This window comes from Clostridium sp. LIBA-8553 (assembly GCF_057782465.1).
On sequence record NZ_CM173489.1, the window covers coordinates 2,672,256 to 2,690,207 of the forward strand.

Here is a 17,952-nt window from a genome sequence, read left to right on the forward strand (position 1 = left end):
GTATCAAAATAACTTAATAAAACTTATACATAATTCTTAGTGAAATCCAATAATTCTCGGAATATATTTATAAGTTTTATTTTTCTAAATTTTGATACAACCCATCATATAATTGAGTTATAAGGCTATCTTAAAACATCTCTTATTATCCTCTTTGCATTTTTGTAGAATATTTTTTCTATTTCATATTCTTTAAAACCTGCTTTTTCTAAAGAATCTAAAAGCAATCCCATTTTACTTGAATTAGTAATTTCAACTTCATTCTCTATTCCATCAAAATCAGAACCTAGCCCAATAACATCTATTCCACCAATATTTCTTATATGCTTTATATGTCTAATCATATCATTTATCAAAGCTAAATCTGAATCATTTCCTTCTGCTTCTTTTAAAAAGGCATTACAAAAATTTATTCCTGTTAGTCCTCCTTTATCAGCTAAAAGCTTAATCATAGAATCTGTTAAATTTCTACTATGCCCTGTCTGAATTCTACTATTAGAATGAGATGCTATTATAGGATCTTTCGAATATTTTATAGCATCATAGAATCCTCCATCTGAAAGATGAGATACATCAATTAACATACGTAGTCGATTCATCTCTTCTACAATTTCAATTCCTCTTTTAGTAAGTCCTCTATCTTTATATTTAAATTGATAATTTGGATACCCTAAATCATTTATATAATTCCATGTTAATGTTATTAAAGAAACTCCCTCTTTTTTAAATTCCCTTAACTTTTCAACATCTCCTCTAATGGCATCTCCTTCCTCAATAGTAATGAACCCTCCTATCTTATTTTCTTTTTCTACTTTTTCTAAATCTAATATATTTCTACATAAGATTATGTCACTTGAATTCTCTTGAAACTCTTTTTTTAAATTTTCTAGCATTCTTTTACAATAATTATAAGTGTCTTTAGTACACTCTTTATCTATAAATAAAGCAAAAAACTGTGCTAAAGCTTCTCCCTCTCTTAATTTTTTTATGTCAACCTTTAAATCGTTTTGAAAAAGTTTCTTATTTTCTTGAAACATAAGTGATGCTGTATCACAATGAAAATCTATAAATTTCATAAAAATCTTCATAGGTAATTTTCCTATGAAAGTTCACCTCTTTCATATAACTAGTATGAATTTATTCACAATATAAACTATATCAAAAATATCTCTTTTTTTAAATTATTGCTTCCTACTAATATTATTATTTAAAAATTAAAGCCATGTTACAAATTTAAACTGTAACATGGCCTATAAATTATCTGTTATTTAATTACTAATATAAAGGATATTTATGGCATAAAGCTTTAACTCTAGCTTTTAATGGCTCTAAATCTCCCTCTTTTTCTTTAATAGCATCATTTATTATAGAAGCTATTTCTCTCATTTCCTCTTCTTTAAATCCTCTAGTTGTTATTGCTGGTGTTCCTATTCTAACTCCACTAGTAACAAACGGACTTCTTGTTTCATTCGGTACAGTATTCTTATTTAATGTTATTCCTATGCTATCTAAAAGAATTTCTGCATCTTTGCCTGTTATATCCTTATTAGTTAAATCAACAAGTATTAAATGGTTATCAGTTCCATTTGAAACTAATTTAAATCCATAAGACTCTAAAGCTTCTGCTAGAGCTTGCGCGTTCTTAACAACTTGCTCCATATAAGTTTTAAAGCTTGGTTCTAATGCTTCTTTAAAACAAACAGCTTTGGCAGCTATTATATGCATTAAAGGACCACCTTGAATTCCTGGGAAAATATTTTTATCTAATGCTTTTGCAAACTTTTCTTTACAAAGTATTAATCCTCCTCTTGGACCTCTTAAAGTTTTATGAGTTGTTGATGTAACAAAATCAGCATAAGGAACTGGTGATGGGTGTAACCCTGTTGCTACAAGCCCTGCAATGTGAGCTATATCAACCATTAAATAAGCCCCTACCTCATCAGCTATTTCTCTTAAAGTTTTAAAATCTATAGTTCTTGAATATGCACTAGCTCCTGCTACTATTAATTTAGGTTTATGTTTAAGAGCTAATTCTCTTACAGTTTCATAATTAATCATTTCAGTTTCTGGATCAACACCATATGATACGAAATTAAATAATCTACCTGAGAAGTTAACAGGTGAACCATGAGTTAAATGACCTCCATGGCTTAAATCCATTCCTAAAACAGTATCACCTGGCTCTAATATTGAAAAATAAACAGCCATATTAGCTTGTGATCCTGAATGTGGTTGTACATTAGCATGCTCAGCCCCAAATAATTTTTTTACTCTTTCTCTTGCTAAGTCTTCAACCTCATCTACTACGTGACAGCCACCATAGTATCTTTTTGAAGGATAACCTTCTGCGTATTTATTAGTTAAATATGATCCCATAGCTTCCATAACAGCTTTGCTAACAAAGTTTTCTGAGGCTATAAGTTCTATACTATTTTCCTGTCTTTCCTTTTCTTTTTCAACAAGATGTGCAATTTGCTCATCTTCTCTTTCTAAATTTTCAAAATTCATTTTCTTCACCCCAAACGTAAAATATATATTAACTATTATAAATTTATTAATTATTTTTATCAATAGAAAATAATTTGTTTATAATTTGATTAAACTAATATGAGTTTGTATATCTTATTTTAACTTTTCATATGTTATAATTACTGTATTGGTTATAAAATTTACATAGGGGCGAATAATATGGATTTTGATAAAGTATTACATATTGCAACTTTTGCAGGAAGAATAATCCTAGAAAGTGGTGGCGAAACCTATAGAGTTGAAGAGACTATATGCAGAATTTGTGCTGCTTATGGAATTCGCTACGCAGAGAGTTTTGTTACTCCAACAGGAATTATGGTTTCTGTATATGATGAGAATAATTATACAACTACATTAGTAAAAAGAGTTACTAATAGAACTGTTGACTTACAAAAAATTCATTTAGTAAATGCACTTTCAAGAAAACTTTATACTGAAAAATATTCTCTTGATGAAGTACTAGAAAGATTAATAGATATAAACGAAAACTGTCCTAAGTATGATTTTAAAACGAACCTAATATTTTCAGCTATAGGTGCAGCTGGTTTTACTGCTATTCTAGGTGGTAATATTGAAGACTGTTTAGTTTCTTTTTTTGTAGGTATGTTTGTAAAATTAGCTACTTTCAAAGCTGGTGAACTAGGAATAAATGCCTTTTTCATAAATACCTTGGGTGGAGCTATTGCCGCACTTCTCTCCTTAATAGCATATAATCTAGGCGTTGGTAGCAATCTAGATACAATGATAATAGGTAGTATAATGCTATTAGTTCCTGGTTTATCAATTACTAATGCTATCAGGGATACAATTGCTGGTGATTTAATCTCAGGACTTATAAGAGGTGCAGAAGCATTTTTAGTAGCTGTTTCCATAGCTGTTGGAACCGGTATGGTCATGAGTATTTGGATTTACTTTGGAGGTGGTATATAATTGGTTTTAATTAAAGAAGTTTTAGCTACCTTTATAGCTACTATTGCTTTTGGCGTATTATTTAATATACATGGTAGAAATTTATTTTTTGCCGGAATAGGTGGCGCTATAGGGTGGCTAGTATATAAGATAGGTTTATATTGTGGAATAAGTGTTATATTGTCAATGTTCTTTTCAGCCATTGTATTTAGTGCTTACTCTGAAATATGTGCAAGAATTCTAAAAACCCCAGTAACAACAATAGTTGTCTGTGCTTTGATTCCGCTTGTGCCTGGAAGCGGTATGTATAATACTATGTATGAAGCTATCAACGGAGATGCTATGTCTACTTGGAATCAAGCAATAATGACAATTTCATCATCAGGCGCCTTAGCATTAGGAGTTTTATTTGTATCTACAATTACTCGTTTAATAAATACTAAGAAAAAACATTATACACATGGTTCACTTAATCCTAAAAATATTTTACTATTTAAGAAGTTAAGAAATAAAAATGATATACATTTTAATAAAAAATAATAGACCACATTGGTGGCCTATTATTTTACAAAACTATTTAATGTCTTTATTAATTGTTCTAAAGCCGCTAATTCTTCTTCATTCTCTTGTCCTATGCCCATACAATTTCTAGCATAATTTTCTATTAGAAGAACTCCGACTTTGTTTATAGCAGCTCTTATGGCAGATATTTGAGTTAATACATCTCTACAACAAGCATCCTTATCCACCATTCCTTGAATCCCTTTAACTTGCCCCTCTATTTTTCTTAATCTTATTAATATATCTTTTCTTAAAGCTTCATTATCACTCAACTTCTACACCTCATACAATTATTATAATTTACTATATAATATTTTTAATGTATATTATTATTTCATATTAATTATTAAATATACTCTACTTTTTTCTAAAAAGTCAATAAAAATAGCAAACTAAAATTAAGATTTTCTTTTGTCCTCTGGTAAAAACACTAAAACTTACGCTCTTTAAAGCTTAAACTATTATGATTTCTACCTCCAATATAAATTCGACAAAAATTAGCGTGAGTAAAACCCACGCTAATTTAAGTCTAATTTATTATCTCAAATTTAGATTGCTCAAAAATTATTCTGCCTTATCTTCTTTCTTTATTGTTTCAATTCCTAATTCTTTTAATTGTTCTTCATCTACTATATTAGGTGCTTCAGTTAAATAACAGAATGCATTTTGGTTTTTAGGGAATGTTATAACGTCTTTAATGTTTTCAGTTCCTGCTAAGAACATTATCATTCTATCTAAACCAAAAGCTAATCCGCCGTGTGGTGGTGGTCCAAATTTAAATGCTTCTAATAAGAATCCAAATCTTTCCCAAGCTGATTCTTGAGTAAATCCTAATACCTCAAACATTTTTTCTTGAAGTTTAGTATCATGTATTCTTATAGATCCTCCACCTAATTCTTCTCCATTTAATACTAAGTCATAAGCTTTAGCTCTAACTCTTCCTGGATCAGTATCTAAATATTGAATATCTTCATCCATTGGCATTGTGAATGGGTGGTGAGCAGCAAAATATCTTCCTTCTTCTTCATCATACTCAAGAAGATCAAATTCTGTTATCCATGTGAAGTTAAATTCACTCTTATCTTTAACTAAGTCAAATTTTCTTGAAAGCTCTAATCTTAATTCTCCTAAAGCTTTAAGAACTACTGAATTTTTATCAGCGACTATAAGAATTAAATCTCCTGTTTTAGCTCCCATAGTTTCGATTATTTTGTTTAACTCTTCTTCTGAGAAGAATTTAGCTATTGGTGATTTAACACCTTCTTCTTTTAATTGAATCCATGCTAATCCTTTAGCTTTGAAAGTCTTAACGAATTCTCCTAATCTATCGATATCTTTTCTTCCCATAGAAGCTCCGCCTTCTAAGCATAAGCCTCTAACTGAACCGCCATTAGCTACAGCGTCTGTGAATACTTTAAATCCACATTCTTTAACAGATTCACTTAAGTCTGTTATTTCCATTCCAAATCTTAAATCTGGTTTATCTGAACCGTATTTTTCCATAGCATCTTTAAATGTCATTCTCTTTATTGGAGTTTTTACATCAACACCTAAAACTTCTTTAAATACATGTTTTATTAATCCTTCATTTAAAGTCATAACGTCATCTTGTTCAACGAATGACATTTCTAAGTCAACTTGAGTAAACTCAGGTTGTCTGTTTGCTCTTAAATCCTCATCTCTGAAACATTTAACTATTTGGAAGTATCTATCAAAACCTGATACCATTAATAATTGTTTAAATAATTGTGGTGATTGAGGTAATGCATAGAACATTCCTGGATAGTTTCTTGATGGCACAAGGTAGTCTCTAGCTCCTTCTGGAGTTGACTTTGTAAGTATTGGAGTTTCCATTTCTAAGAATCCATTTTGATCAAGATAATCTCTTATTGCCTTAGTTGTTTTATGTCTTATCTTGAAGATGTTTTGCATATCTGGTCTTCTTAAATCTAAGTATCTATACTTTAATCTAATGCTTTCAGCAGCATCTAAATCTTCTTTTATATATATTGGAGGAGTATCTGATTCAGATAAAATCTTTAATTCCTCAGCCTTTAATTCAACCATTCCAGTTGGCATGTTTGGATTTACTGACTCTCTCTTAACTATTTCACCTGTTACAGCAATACAATACTCAGGTCTTATTGATTTTGCTTTCTCTAGGATTTCTTCTCCTAAATCATCATTAAATACAACCTGTAAAATTCCTTCTCTATCTCTTAAGTCTATGAATTGAAGACCTCCAAGATTTCTATTTCTTTGAACCCAACCCATTACGGTTACTTTTTGTCCAATGTGACTTTCTCTAGCTTCGCCACACATTATGTTACGCTTTAAGCCATTTAAAGCTTCACCCATTTTAATTCTCCTCCTGTCTACTACTTAACTATATTTACTATTTCATTTATATCTAAGCTGACTTCGAATTGTTCTCCATCGCTCATTCTCTTAATTTTAACTTTGTTTTCTTCTATCTCAGAATCACCTATAACGAAAGTGAATTTAGCTCCAATTTTGTTAGCATATTTCATTTGAGCTTTAACACTCTTTCCTAAGTGATCTATTTCAGCCTTAATACCAGCTTTTCTAAGATTAAATGCTAATTTCATAGCTTCTAACTTAGCATTATCTCCCATTGATCCAATATAAACCTCACATCTAACAGGTTCAGGAATCTCTATTCCTTCTTCATCTAGGGTTAAAAGAAGTCTTTCAAGACCTAATCCAAATCCCATTGCTGGAGTTTGAGGACCATCTATTTCTTCTACTAGATAATCATATCTTCCTCCACCACAAACTGTTAATCCATCTTTTATAACTTCAAAAACAGTTTTGCTGTAATAATCTAATCCTCTTACTATTTGTGGATCTATATTATATTCTATTCCCATAACATCTAAGTAAGCTTTTAACTTAGTGAAGTGATCACTACATTCTTCACAGATGTAATCTAATATTGAAGGTGCTTCCTTAACTATTTCCTTACATCTTTTTTCTTTACAATCTATGATTCTCATAGGATTCTTTTCAAATCTTGTTTTACAAGTTTCACAAAGATTATCATAGTTCTCTTTTAAGTATTGTTTTAAAGCTTCATTAAATTTAGCTCTACATGTTGGACATCCTAAACTGTTTATATTTAAGCTTAATCCTTTTATTCCAAAATCTTCTGTTAATGCTCTCATAACTAAAGATAATACTTCTGCATCAATAGAAGCTTCTTGTGAACCAAAAACTTCTATTCCATATTGATGGAACTCTCTTAATCTTCCTTTTTGCATTTTTTCATATCTAAAGCATGGAGTAAAATAAAACATTTTTGTTGGTTGAGCATCAGCATATAAGCTATTTTCAACGAATGCTCTAACTGCTGGAGCTGTTCCTTCTGGTTTAAGAGTTATACTTCTTCCACCTTTGTCTTCAAAAGTATACATTTCCTTTTGAACAACATCAGTAGTTTCACCTACTCCTCTTTTAAAAAGCTCAGTTGCTTCAAACATAGGAGTTCTAATCTCTCTAATGCCATATTCTGCTGATATCTTTCTTAATTTTTCTTCTATATAATGCCATTTATAAGCGTCATTAGGTAACATATCTTTTGTACCCTTTTGAGCTTGTATCGCCATAAACTACTCCTCCTACACAATATTTAATTTTTTATTTATATAAAGTATCAAGTAATTCTATCTTACCTTCAACCATTTCATCTATTCTTCTAACATATTCTTTTACATCTTTAACATTTGCAAATCTTTCTATACGATTTTTATTTTCATCTAAAAATACCACCTTAGAAACTGCATCTGCTCCTAATGCTATTATAGTTTGCTTATCTTCAATCATTTGAATGTTGTAAATACATTCTTTATTAGTTTTTGAATATCCTACATTCTCCATATTACCAACCATATTCTTTTGTCTGTACATATAATATGGGTGCATATCTAATTCTCTTCCTAAGATTTTACTCATTTCGTACATCTTGTTAAGATTTTTTTGATCCGCAATTGTTATAGTATTGTGTAAAACTAAATTTTCATGAAGTCTTGAAGCTCTTTTAATAGACATTCCATGAATAGTTAAACTATCTGGATTAAGTTCTTTTATCATTGAGCAAGTTTTAGAAACCTCTAAAACATCCTCATTTGGAAGTCCAATTATAATATCCATATTTATGTTATCAAAGTCTAGGCTTCTTGCCAAATTGAATTTATCCACTACATCCTCTGTTAAATGGCCTCTACCTATAGATTTCAAGGTTTTATCATTCATACTTTGAGGATTTATAGATATTCTAGATACTTCATATCTTTTCATGGTTTTTAACTTTTCTTCCGTTATAGAATCAGGTCTTCCACATTCAACAGTAAACTCTTTTATTTCTTTATCTTTAACAAAACTCTGATATATATGTTTCATTAAAATCTCAAATTGTTCATTATTTACTGATGTTGGAGTCCCACCTCCAAAATAAACAGTCTCTATATTTAATCCTTTATTTATTACATATTCACTTATAGCTGAAATTTCTTTGCTTAAAGCATCTAAATAAGGTTCTACATCTTTCTTGCATCCAGCAATAGGATTGGCTGCAAAGGAACAATAAAGACATCTAGTAGGGCAAAAAGGCATTCCTACATATATACTTATTGTTTTTTCATCCTTATTTACGAAACTCTCTTCTCTCTCTGCAACCTCTATGCAAAGTTTAGCTTTTTCTTCACTTGCCATATAATTATCTTCAAAATATTTTATTATCTCTTCATCTGATTTTCCTTCTCTTATAAGAGATAAGGCAATTTTACTTGGTCTTATTCCAACTAAAGTTCCCCAAGGATATTCATCCTTAATGGTATCCGCTAAGAATTTAAATATTCCTTTTTTAAGCTCAGTTTTAAATCCGTATCCTTCTTTAAACTCATAAGAAAAACTATTTTCTTTATCTGATATCTTCACCATATTTTCAGATATAAAGACATCATAGTCTCTCTCTTCATCTTCATTTACAAACTTTAACTCCTTAAAAGTATAGAATATGTTAAACATTTGATAAACATCATATCTATACTTTAAGTCGTTAAGATATATTTTAATATACATAAAAATCTCCTGCTAAAAATGGGTTTCTTTGTCTTTCGTGTTTAATAGTTGAACTTGGACCATGCCCTGGATATACTGCTACTTCATCACCTAATGGCACAAGCTTATCATTTATGCTCTTAAGTAGTGTTGCATGATTACCACCCTCAAAATCGCTTCTTCCAACAGACTCTCTAAATAAAGTATCTCCTGTAAATAAGCAATTGTCTATTAAGAAGCATAATCCTCCTGGAGTATGTCCTGGTGTTTCTATACATTTTATTTCATAATTATCTGATAGTTTAAGAGTATCTCCATCTTTTAAATATCCATCTGCCTTTGGTAGTTTACCAAAAACATCAACATTTCTTTCTATCATATCCTCATCTTTCTTATCTATATAAAAAGGTATTTTAAACTTTTCTGAAAGTTTTTTAACAGCTCCAACATGATCAAAATGTCCGTGAGTTAATAAAATCATTTTTGGCTTTGCACCTAAAGATTCTATTGCACTCTCTATTCTTGATTCCTCTTCACCTGGATCTACAATTACGCAATCCTTGGTTTCTTCATCTATAACAACATAACAATTAGCTTGATACATTCCTACTGGAATTGTTTTTATTAACATATCAATCCCTCCTAAAAAATGAAGCTTAATTCAGCTTAATATTTATTTTACTGAAATTTAGTCGAATTTATGGGAGTTTAACCTAATAAGCTAAACTCCCACAAAACAATTTAATGTTTAACTCTTCTAAAATCCTATATCTATTATAATGCTTTATTGCTAAAATAGTAACATTTGTTTAGAAATTCTTTTTACTATCTATCATTAAAGTTACAGGCCCATCATTTTCTATGTCAACTACCATATGAGCTCCAAAAACTCCTGTTTCAACCTTTATCCTCTCTTCTCTGCACATGCTTACAAACTCATCAAATAGTTTCTTAGCATCATCGCCTCCAAGAGCATTCATAAAGTTTGGTCTTCTTCCTTTTCTACAGTCCCCATAAAGAGTAAATTGTGATATAAGAAGTAGTTCTCCCCCCACATCTTTTAAAGATAAATTCATCTTATCATCTTCATCTTCAAAGACTCTTAGGTTTAAAACTTTATCTTTTACATACTTTAAGTCTTCTAAAGTGTCTTCTTTGCCTATTCCGACTAATACATTAAAACCTTTGTTTATGCTTCCAACAACTTCATTTTCCACCTTAACAGAGGATTTATTTACTCTTTGAACTACAACTCTCATTGCAGGTCCCCCTTTTTATTTATTTACTCTATAAACATCCACTATTCCTTGTAATCTTCGAATTTTTTTCATTAAATCTCTTAATTGTTCTATACTGTCAATTTTAACTTGAATGTTTATATTTGCTATTCCATTTTTACCTGACTTAGCATTTAAGGCAAGTAAACTAAGGTTAGAATCAGTTATAACTAACATAACATCAGATAGTAAGCACATTCTATCTTCTGCTTTAACCTCAAGTTCAGCCACATATGCAGCTCCCTTTTCAGTTCCCCAACTAACATCTACAACTTTCTCTCCTTGTTTCTCAACTATAGCCTTAAAATTAGAACAGTCTTTTCTATGTACAGAAACTCCTCTTCCTTTTGTTATATACCCTGCTATATCATCTCCTGGTACCGGATTACAACATCTTGCGAATCTAACCATAATGTTATTTAATCCCTTAACTGTTACTCCATAGCTTTGCTTTTTCTTAGTCTGTCTCTCAGTTTTAGCTATTTGATCTTCAATGTTTTTATTTAACTCTTCTTCACTAACCTGCTTTACAACAGTCTCTTTAAGTTTAGATATTACAGTAGATGAAAGTAGCTCTCCTTCTCCTACGGCAACATATATCTCTTCAACATTGTTTAAATGATATCTTTTTAATAATTTTTCATATAATGGACCTTTGCAAAGATCAGAAAATACTAAGGATTGCTTCTTACATTCTTTTTCAAGCATTTCCTTTCCTCTTTCTAGGTTTTCATCTCTTCTTGCTTTTCTAAGCCATTGTTTTATTTTACTTCTAGCTTGATTACTATTAGCGATATTTAACCAATCTATGTTTGGTCCTCTAGATGATGAAGAAGTTAGTATTTCAACTATTTCACCTGTTTTAAGTTTATAGTCTAATGTTACTATTTTCCCATTAACCTTAGCACCAACACACTTATTACCTACATCTGTATGTATCTTATATGCAAAATCAATAGGAGTTGCTCCAGCTGGTAAATTTATAACTACTCCTTTAGGCGTAAAGACAAATATCTCATCTGAGAATAAGTCAAGCTTAAATCCTTCCATAAACTCTGTTGCATCAACAGCCTCTTTTTGCCACTCAAGTATATCTCTAAGCCATGTTAACTTGTTTTCAAAAGTCATATCCTTTGAATCAGTTCCACTAACTCCACTCTTATACTTCCAGTGAGCCGCAATTCCGTACTCAGCTGTTCTATGCATATCGAAGGTTCTTATTTGTATTTCAAAAGTTTTTCCTTCGCTTCCTATTACTGTTGTATGTAGAGATTGATACATGTTAGGTTTAGGCATAGCTATGTAATCTTTAAATCTACCCGGTATTGGCTTATATATAGTATGTACTATACCTAATACGGCATAACAGTCTTTTACAGTATTAACCAATATTCTTATAGCTGTTAAATCAAAGATTTGCTCTATGCTCTTATGTTTATTTACCATCTTTCTATATATGCTGTAGAAATGTTTTGGTCTTCCTTCTATATCACTATCTATATTAGCCTTATCTAGATTTTCTTTTATTTCTTCAATTATACGTGAAATAAATTTTTCTCTTTCCACTCTTTTTTCCGCTATTTTGTTTACTAAATCATAATACTCTGTTGGATTTATATATCTTAAACATAAATCCTCTAACTCCCATTTTATTTTAGACATACCAAGTCTATGAGCTAAAGGGGCATAAATATCTAAAGTTTCTTGAGCTGTTTTCTTTTGCTTTTCTGGCTTCTTATGTTTAAGCGTTCTCATGTTATGAAGTCTATCAGCTAATTTTATTATTATAACTCTTATGTCTTTAGCCATGGCTAAAAGCATTTTTCTAATATTATCAGCTTGTTGTTCTTCTTTACTTTTGTATTTTATTTTACCTAATTTTGTTACTCCATCTACTAAGTTTGCAACTTCACTTCCAAAAAGTTTACTTATATCTTCATAAGTATATTTTGTATCTTCTATAACATCATGAAGAAGTCCTGCAACTATAGTATTTGTATCCATCCCCATGTCAGCTAATATCATAGCTACACTAACGGGATGAATTATGTATGGTTCTCCTGATGCTCTTTTTTGATCTTTATGTGCTTCAAAAGCTAAATCATATGCTTTTTTAACTAAATCTATATCAACATTGTTCCCATTAGCTTTTATTTTAGAAATTAGTTCTTCTAACATACTGGATTATTCTCCCCTACTTAAAATTTCTTTTAATATATTATATTATTATATAACAAAAAAATAAAATAAACCAATAATAAAATTAATGGCTGGTCAATAAACCAGCCATTTTAAACTCTATTATAATATTTTACAAAATTCAAGAATCTTAAACATCATATTTAACTAATGATGTTACATCGTATCCTTCTAACTTATCTTTTCCTTTTAAATCTGTTAACTCAATAGTAAATGCTAATCCAGCAACTTCTCCACCAGCTTGCTCCACTAATTTAGCAACAGCAGCTATTGTACCACCAGTAGCTAAAAGATCGTCAACTATAGCAACTCTCATACCTGGTTTTATAGCATCCTTGTGTATTTCTAAAGCATCTTTTCCATACTCTAAATCATATTCTACTTTAACTGTATCATAAGGAAGTTTTCCTGGCTTTCTTACTGGGATGAATCCAACACCTAAAGCATATGCTACAGGAACTCCAAATATAAATCCTCTAGCTTCTGGTCCAACTACAACGTCAATATTCTTATCTTTAAAGAATTCTGCCATTTGATCAACTGATTCTCTTAGACCTTCTCCATCTGCTATTAGAGTAGTTATGTCTTTGAAACTTATTCCTTTTTTAGGGAAATCCTCTATAACTCTTATTTTATCCTTTAAACTCATTACTTTGCCTCCAAAATTAATAAATATATAAATTTTAATTACTACCTTATTTTTTCATTATAAATATACTTAGTTATCTGCTCCGCTCTATCCTTATCATTTGTAGTTAATAATTCCACTATTATCCTAGCATTATCCTTTTTGCTAATAGCACCCTCTCTTGGAGTTATTTCATTAACTATTTTTTTTATACTATCTATATTTATATCATTTATATTAAAGAAACTCTTAATAGCATTCAATCCGATACTATTAGTATATCTTAAATATTGAATGCCTTCTTTTAATATTATTCCATTTTCCCCTTTATTCTCAACGTTTTTAGAAACACTACCTATAAGTATTAAGTCTAAATACTTATTTATTCTTTTCATATTATAGTATATCGCAATAGCTTGCATCAACTTAAAAGTTAACCCCGAGTTAGTCAAATCTTTGTATCTATATGAACACTTTTCTTCGCTTGGGTTTATATATGTTGAATCATATATGCATTTTGTGCGTTTATTTTCCATTATGATTAAATCTATATTAAATACTTTACAAAGATTTTCAACACCTTTATCTTCAAGGCCACAACCTACGGTTATTAAAAGTTCTGCACCTAAAAAAGCAATATCCTCTTTTAATGTATATTCATCTATATCATAGTTTTTCTCTTCATAATCTGAACTTACACAATATTCAACATCAGCATTTAAATACTTAAGTATAAGCATTAAAGATGATATTGCACATATGGAATCCAAATCACATCCACCATATATAACTATCTTTTCTCTATTGTTAATTGCAGATGCTAGTCTTTCTATTGCTTTATTCATATTTTTAATGTTAAAAGGGCTATACCCAGATATGTAATTAGTGCAATATATGTTTTTCCAAGCCTTCTGCATAATTTAACTCCTCCATAAAATTAAGAAAACAAGTATATTATAATTTAAAATTGTCTTTTTGACAAATACTTTTCAAATAAATACGTATTCATTAGATATTTTTATTATTTTTTAGGATTTTTCTTTAAAAGTTAGAAGATTTTAAAGTTAAAATAAAAAAAATTGCTAAAAGTTTCATAACTTCTAGCAATTTTAAATTCCTTACTTATTTCTTGCTCTTTTCTTTTTTTGTTTGTTAGTTATAATACACCATATTGGGCTTGCTATAAATATTGAAGAACAAGCTCCTGATGCTATACCAACTATTAAAGGAAAAGCAAAATCTCTAACTGTTGGAACAAATATATAAACACAAACTATAGTAACTAAAGTTGTAAGTGTTGTATTTATAGATCTTGACATAGTTTGAGTTATACTTATGTCTGCAATCTCTTCTGTAGATTTTCCTCTAAGTTTCTTTCTATTTTCTCTTATTCTATCAAATATAACTATTGTATCGTTTATGGAGTAACCTACTATTGTAAGTATAGCTGCTATAAATGGAGTATTTATTGTTATTCCAAATACAGCATAAACACTTATAGTTATTAATACGTCATGTAAAAGAGCTACTATAGCTGCAACCCCAAATGAGAATTCAAATCTTATGATTACATATATAAGCATACCTATAATAGCTATTATAAGAGCTATTATAGCGTTTGTTGTTAAATCTCTTCCAACAGAAGCACCTATTTCATTTTGAGACACTAAAGCATCATCTTTTAAATCATATTTTTCTTGAAGTGCTTTAAATATTTCATCAACTTGAGTACTATTTAACTCTTTTGCTTTTATTTGAAGTTCAGTACCATTAACCTGATTAGTTATAGCATCTTTTGAATATTCTTCTACTATTTTATCAACATCAGTTTTATTAAAATCTGTACCCATGTTTATTACAACTTGAGTACCACCTCTAAAGTCGATTCCAAAGTTCATTCCTTTAGTAAACATAAATCCAAAACCTATAGCAATTATAAGAATTGATATAGCAAACCATATTTTTTTCTTCTCTACTATTTTAAGCATTATGTCTACCTCCTTTTATACGACCAAACATCGAAGGCTTATTTAATATTCCCATGTTGAATCCTAAATTCATAAAGAATTTTGTCATTACTATAGCAGTAAACATACTAATAACTATACCTATTAATAATGTTACTGCAAACCCTTTAACTGGACCTGATCCAAAGAAGTATAATACTAAACCAGCAATAAGAGTTGTTATATTAGAGTCCATTATTGATCTTAATGCATTACTAAAACCAATCTTCATTGCTGACGTAACACTTCTGCCATTTCCAAGTTCTTCTTTAATTCTTTCAAATATAAGAACATTTGCATCTACAGCCATACCTACTGTTAATAAGAATGCTGCTATACCTGGTAATGAAAGAGTTACTCCTACTAATACAAAAACATAAAGAACCGCTAATATATATACACTTAGTGACATACATGAAATAAATCCTGGCACTCTATAATAAAGTATCATAAATATGAATATTATAGCTACACCTATTGCTCCTGCTTTCATAGCATTAGGAAGAGCATTGGCACCTAATTGTGCTCCTACAGTTTCAACTGAAACAGCCTTAACTGGTACTGGCAATGCACCTGCATTTATTATTCCAGATATCTTTTCTGCTTCCTCCATTGATCTATTTCCTGATATTATAGCTTCACCATTAGAAATTATGTCATTTACTACTGGATCTGTTAATGTTTCATCATCCATTTTTATTGCTATTTTTTGACCTTTATATTTTTCTGTTGCTTCAGCAAACTTTTTCTTTCCTTCTTCGTTAAGCTCTAATTTTATGTCTGGCTTAGCTGTTTGAGGATCTATATATACACTTGATTTTTTAACATCTTTTCCTGTTAAAATTACGTCACCCTCAGGACCTACAAATGTTAATTCTCCTGTTTGTTGAAGAGAATCAACTATAGCTTTAGAATCGTATTGTCCTGGAATATCAATTCTTATTCTGTTATTTCCCTCTGTTGTTACTACAGTTTCTGAAACTCCAACCTTGTTAACCCTTAAAGATAGAAGTTCCTTTGTTGTGTTTAATTGGTCTACTGTTACGTCATTACTTTGAATTTCCATTAGAACAGAAACTCCACCCTGTAGATCCAACCCTTTAGTTATAACCTCATTAAACGTTTTAAATTGATAATCCCCTAAAGTAAATCCTTTGAACCCTGCTAGAGCTAAAAAACTTATTACTGCTATGGAGATAAAGAATAATATGAAGCTACCTACTTTTGATTTCATGGTTATCCCCCTCTGTAAAAATTTCTCTGATAAACTAAATTATATTAATATGTTGCCATATAGTCAATATATGGCAACTATTGTTAATATTATATTATTATTCAGCATCCATAGTCTTTGATTTTAACGCAATAGCACACTCGATTCTTTTCTTTTGCATCTCACATCCAACTTCATATGGAACGTGAATATCACCATTAAAGTTAAAGTTGTTAGCTTGGCATCCACCACTACAGTAGAATCTAGCCCAACATTCTTTACATTTTGGTTTATTATATATATGAGCTTGTTTAAATTCTGTTGAAAGGTCTTTTCTTATTTCTCCATCATAAATATTTCCTAATAAGAAATCAGGGTTTCCAACAAATTGGTGACATGGATATATTTCTCCATCTGGAGTTACAGCAATATACTCATGACCTGCTCCGCAACCTGCTATTCTCTTATAAACACAAGGACCACCATTTAAATCAATGTTAAAGTGATAGAATTTGAATATGTTATCTCCCTCTTCTAATCTTCTCACCATTTCATCATATAACTTATCGTATTCTCCAAAAATAGTTGGTAAATCTTCTCTTCTTAAAGATAGTTCATGTTCATCTGGTAATACAACTGGTTCTATTGATATTTCAGTAAAGCCTTCATTAGCAAGAGCCATTACATCTTGGAAGAAATCAGTATTATTTCTTGTAAATGTACCTCTAGCATAATACTGCTTACTTGGATCTCTCTTTTCAACCATTTTCTTGATGTTTGGAAGTATTCTGTCATAGCTTCCTGAACCATCAACTCTTATTCTAACAGCATCATTAACTTCTTTTCTTCCATCTATTGAAAGAATTATGTTTCCGATGTTTTTATCTATATAATCAATTCTTTCATCATTTAAAAGAGTTGCATTAGTAGTCATTGTAAATCTTACATTCTTACCTTCTTCTTCTCCTCTTTTTTTACCATAATCGATTATCTCTTTTATTGTATCAAATACCATTAGTGGTTCCCCACCAAATAAATCAACTTCTATGTTTTTTATTCCACCTGAATTTGCTAATACAAAATCAATAGCTTTTTTACCAACTTCAGCACTCATTGGTTTTCTACATCCTTTGTATTCTCCCTCATCAGCAAAACAGTATTTACATCTTAAATTACAATCATGTACAACATTTAAGCATAAAGCTTTTATGTATGAAGGTGCCTTGTCACTTTCCTTAGCAACCTCTTCATATAAATCACCTGAGTATAAAGCGTCTTCTTCTACTAATTGAAGTAAATCTTCGTAAGCTTCTTCAATTTCATTAACTGGATATTTGTCCTTTAACTTTTCAACTAAAGATTCCTTACTACTTAATTTATTATCATTATCTATCATATTGTAAATAAGATCATCAACAATATGAACACTTCCTGAGTTTACGTCTACTACGTAATACTCTCCACCTTGCATAAATTTATGAATTAATGCCACAATATTTCCTCCTAACTAAGAACTATGGCAGCAACTTTAAAAGTTACTGCCACTTAATA

16 protein-coding genes are annotated in these 17,952 nt (G+C 30.1%); 2 read left to right on the plus strand and 14 right to left on the minus strand.

What is annotated here, in order from left to right; genetic code table 11:
- Positions 1-125: 125 nt before the first annotated feature.
- Both AC2JAQ_RS11905 and glyA read right to left on the minus strand, forming a co-directional pair.
- The gene (locus tag AC2JAQ_RS11905) at positions 126-1,088 is read right to left on the minus strand and encodes a dipeptidase (protein WP_488456637.1); all 963 of its coding nucleotides are present in this window, start codon (positions 1,086-1,088) and stop codon (positions 126-128) included.
- A 187-nt stretch (positions 1,089-1,275) separates the two neighbouring features.
- Positions 1,276-2,508 (minus strand): serine hydroxymethyltransferase, encoded by a 1,233-nt coding sequence (gene glyA, locus AC2JAQ_RS11910; RefSeq protein WP_488456638.1) that lies wholly within the window; start codon positions 2,506-2,508, stop codon positions 1,276-1,278.
- Between the two features lie 180 nt (positions 2,509-2,688).
- Between glyA and AC2JAQ_RS11915 the strand changes: the two genes are divergently transcribed.
- Entirely contained in the window at positions 2,689-3,459 is a 771-nt protein-coding gene (locus AC2JAQ_RS11915; RefSeq protein ID WP_488456639.1) for a threonine/serine exporter family protein, read from the plus strand.
- Complete coding sequence (locus AC2JAQ_RS11920) at positions 3,460-3,978, plus strand: threonine/serine exporter family protein (RefSeq protein WP_488456640.1); 519 nt, start codon at positions 3,460-3,462, stop codon at positions 3,976-3,978.
- 20 nt (positions 3,979-3,998) lie between these two features.
- Here the strand turns inward: AC2JAQ_RS11920 and AC2JAQ_RS11925 are convergent, their stop codons facing one another.
- The 12 genes from AC2JAQ_RS11925 to scfB all read right to left on the minus strand — a co-directional run bounded on the left by AC2JAQ_RS11925 (position 3,999) and on the right by scfB (position 17,893).
- Complete coding sequence (locus tag AC2JAQ_RS11925) at positions 3,999-4,271, minus strand: metal-sensitive transcriptional regulator (protein ID WP_488456641.1); 273 nt, start codon at positions 4,269-4,271, stop codon at positions 3,999-4,001.
- A 292-nt stretch (positions 4,272-4,563) separates the two neighbouring features.
- Complete coding sequence (aspS, locus tag AC2JAQ_RS11930) at positions 4,564-6,357, minus strand: aspartate--tRNA ligase (RefSeq protein WP_488456642.1); 1,794 nt, start codon at positions 6,355-6,357, stop codon at positions 4,564-4,566.
- 20 nt (positions 6,358-6,377) lie between these two features.
- Positions 6,378-7,625, minus strand: a complete 1,248-nt coding sequence (gene hisS / locus AC2JAQ_RS11935) for a histidine--tRNA ligase (RefSeq protein ID WP_488456643.1) — start codon at positions 7,623-7,625, stop codon at positions 6,378-6,380.
- Between the two features lie 31 nt (positions 7,626-7,656).
- Positions 7,657-9,099 (minus strand): coproporphyrinogen III oxidase, encoded by a 1,443-nt coding sequence (locus tag AC2JAQ_RS11940; protein ID WP_488456644.1) that lies wholly within the window; start codon positions 9,097-9,099, stop codon positions 7,657-7,659.
- The gene (locus AC2JAQ_RS11945) at positions 9,089-9,709 is read right to left on the minus strand and encodes an MBL fold metallo-hydrolase (protein ID WP_488456645.1); all 621 of its coding nucleotides are present in this window, start codon (positions 9,707-9,709) and stop codon (positions 9,089-9,091) included. Before AC2JAQ_RS11945 ends, AC2JAQ_RS11940 begins: the two co-directional genes overlap by 11 nt.
- 178 nt (positions 9,710-9,887) lie before the next feature.
- The gene (dtd, locus tag AC2JAQ_RS11950) at positions 9,888-10,337 is read right to left on the minus strand and encodes a D-aminoacyl-tRNA deacylase (RefSeq protein WP_488456646.1); all 450 of its coding nucleotides are present in this window, start codon (positions 10,335-10,337) and stop codon (positions 9,888-9,890) included.
- Between the two features lie 15 nt (positions 10,338-10,352).
- On the minus strand, positions 10,353-12,533 hold the full coding sequence (locus AC2JAQ_RS11955; protein ID WP_488456647.1) for a RelA/SpoT family protein: 2,181 nt from the start codon (positions 12,531-12,533) through the stop codon (positions 10,353-10,355).
- 151 nt (positions 12,534-12,684) lie between these two features.
- Positions 12,685-13,203, minus strand: a complete 519-nt coding sequence (locus AC2JAQ_RS11960; protein ID WP_488456648.1) for an adenine phosphoribosyltransferase — start codon at positions 13,201-13,203, stop codon at positions 12,685-12,687.
- Positions 13,204-13,244: 41 nt separating this feature from the next.
- Positions 13,245-14,099, minus strand: a complete 855-nt coding sequence (locus tag AC2JAQ_RS11965) for a DHH family phosphoesterase (RefSeq protein WP_488456649.1) — start codon at positions 14,097-14,099, stop codon at positions 13,245-13,247.
- 201 nt (positions 14,100-14,300) lie between these two features.
- Positions 14,301-15,170 (minus strand): protein translocase subunit SecF, encoded by an 870-nt coding sequence (gene secF / locus AC2JAQ_RS11970; RefSeq protein WP_488456650.1) that lies wholly within the window; start codon positions 15,168-15,170, stop codon positions 14,301-14,303.
- The gene (gene secD / locus AC2JAQ_RS11975; RefSeq protein ID WP_488456651.1) at positions 15,163-16,422 is read right to left on the minus strand and encodes a protein translocase subunit SecD; all 1,260 of its coding nucleotides are present in this window, start codon (positions 16,420-16,422) and stop codon (positions 15,163-15,165) included. Before secD ends, secF begins: the two co-directional genes overlap by 8 nt.
- Before the next feature lie 97 nt (positions 16,423-16,519).
- Positions 16,520-17,893, minus strand: a complete 1,374-nt coding sequence (scfB, locus tag AC2JAQ_RS11980; protein ID WP_488456652.1) for a thioether cross-link-forming SCIFF peptide maturase — start codon at positions 17,891-17,893, stop codon at positions 16,520-16,522.
- Between the last annotated feature and the right edge of the window lie 59 nt (positions 17,894-17,952).

Bases quoted from the DNA above. Each gene is read 5' to 3' on its own strand.
- secF (WP_488456650.1), bottom strand. From the start codon at position 15,170: ATGCTTAAAATAGTAGAGAAGAAAAAAATATGGTTTGCTATATCAATT.
- AC2JAQ_RS11940 (WP_488456644.1), bottom strand. From the start codon at position 9,099: ATGTATATTAAAATATATCTTAACGACTTAAAGTATAGATATGATGTT.
- aspS (WP_488456642.1), bottom strand. From the start codon at position 6,357: ATGGGTGAAGCTTTAAATGGCTTAAAGCGTAACATAATGTGTGGCGAA.
- AC2JAQ_RS11960 (WP_488456648.1), bottom strand. From the start codon at position 13,203: ATGAGTTTAAAGGATAAAATAAGAGTTATAGAGGATTTCCCTAAAAAA.
- AC2JAQ_RS11905 (WP_488456637.1), bottom strand. From the start codon at position 1,088: ATGAAGATTTTTATGAAATTTATAGATTTTCATTGTGATACAGCATCA.
- AC2JAQ_RS11965 (WP_488456649.1), bottom strand. From the start codon at position 14,099: ATGCAGAAGGCTTGGAAAAACATATATTGCACTAATTACATATCTGGG.
- dtd (WP_488456646.1), bottom strand. From the start codon at position 10,337: ATGAGAGTTGTAGTTCAAAGAGTAAATAAATCCTCTGTTAAGGTGGAA.
- AC2JAQ_RS11945 (WP_488456645.1), bottom strand. From the start codon at position 9,709: ATGTTAATAAAAACAATTCCAGTAGGAATGTATCAAGCTAATTGTTAT.
- hisS (WP_488456643.1), bottom strand. From the start codon at position 7,625: ATGGCGATACAAGCTCAAAAGGGTACAAAAGATATGTTACCTAATGAC.
- glyA (WP_488456638.1), bottom strand. From the start codon at position 2,508: ATGAATTTTGAAAATTTAGAAAGAGAAGATGAGCAAATTGCACATCTT.
- secD (WP_488456651.1), bottom strand. From the start codon at position 16,422: ATGAAATCAAAAGTAGGTAGCTTCATATTATTCTTTATCTCCATAGCA.
- AC2JAQ_RS11915 (WP_488456639.1), top strand. From the start codon at position 2,689: ATGGATTTTGATAAAGTATTACATATTGCAACTTTTGCAGGAAGAATA.
- AC2JAQ_RS11955 (WP_488456647.1), bottom strand. From the start codon at position 12,533: ATGTTAGAAGAACTAATTTCTAAAATAAAAGCTAATGGGAACAATGTT.